The following is an 890-nucleotide window of genomic DNA, read 5'->3' as shown; positions in this document are numbered from 1 at the left end:
CCTATTCCCGCCTCGTCACCGAGGAGGCCGCGCGAATCCTTCGCCGCCTCGGCGCCGAGGTTCGCATCTTCAATCCTTCGGGCCTGCCGCTGCCGGATTCGACGTCCGCCGACCATCCCAAGGTCAGGGAATTGCGCGACCTGTCCATCTGGTCGGAGGCCCAGGTCTGGTGCTCTCCGGAACGGCACGGTTCCATGACGGGGGTGATGAAGGCGCAGATTGACTGGCTGCCGCTGTCGATGGGCGGAGTACGTCCGACGCAGGGCAGGACGCTCGCCGTCATGCAGGTCTCCGGCGGCTCCCAGAGTTTCAACGCCGTCAACCAGCTCCGCATCCTTGGCCGCTGGATGCGAATGGTCACCATCCCCAACCAATCGTCGGTCGCCAAGGCTTTCGCCGAGTTCGACGAAGCCGGCCGCATGAAGCCGTCATCGTATTACAACCGGATCGTCGACGTGATGGAGGAGCTGATGAAGTTCACCCTGCTCCTGCGCGACCGCTCCAACTACCTGACGGACCGCTATTCCGAGCGGGTCGAGAGTGCGGAAGAGGTCGCCAAGCGGGTCAACCAGCGGTCGATCTGAGGCACCTTTGACGGTGCCTGGGTTTCGTATTTCCATATTTTTCGAAATTTGGGTTGACGATGCGAAAAGTGCCGTATAGTTTATTTCCATGAAACTCGAAAAAGCAGCCTCCCAGCTCGAAGCGCTCGGCAACCCGACGCGGCTTCAGCTCTATCGCATCCTGGTGCGCGCCGGTGACGACGGGCTTGCCGTCGGCAGCGTCCAGGGCAAGCTCGACATTCCGTCCTCGACGCTGTCGCATCACCTCAAGCGGCTGGTCGTCACCAGACCGGTGTCGACCAGCCGCTTGAGGTGATGCGACAGCGT

The 890-nt window shown here is 62.0% G+C and carries 1 protein-coding gene and 1 pseudogene; both read left to right on the top strand.

All coding sequences use genetic code 11. The features are described from left to right. Positions 1–584: arsenical resistance protein ArsH (gene arsH, locus EN906_RS35645; RefSeq protein WP_127375843.1), on the top strand; the 584-nt coding region annotated here is incomplete at its 5' end. Positions 585–672: 88 nt separating this feature from the next. Beyond that, positions 673–861 (top strand): annotated as a pseudogene (locus tag EN906_RS35640) (helix-turn-helix domain-containing protein); the annotation flags it as partial. Positions 862–890: the final 29 nt, after the last annotated feature.

It is taken from the genome of Mesorhizobium sp. M7A.F.Ca.CA.004.06.1.1 (assembly GCF_003999135.1).
In the GTDB taxonomy this organism is placed as follows: Bacteria; Pseudomonadota; Alphaproteobacteria; order Rhizobiales; family Rhizobiaceae; genus Mesorhizobium.
The sequence above is the reverse complement of the archived record's forward strand: the minus strand, read 5'-3'. Positions and strand labels throughout refer to the sequence as shown.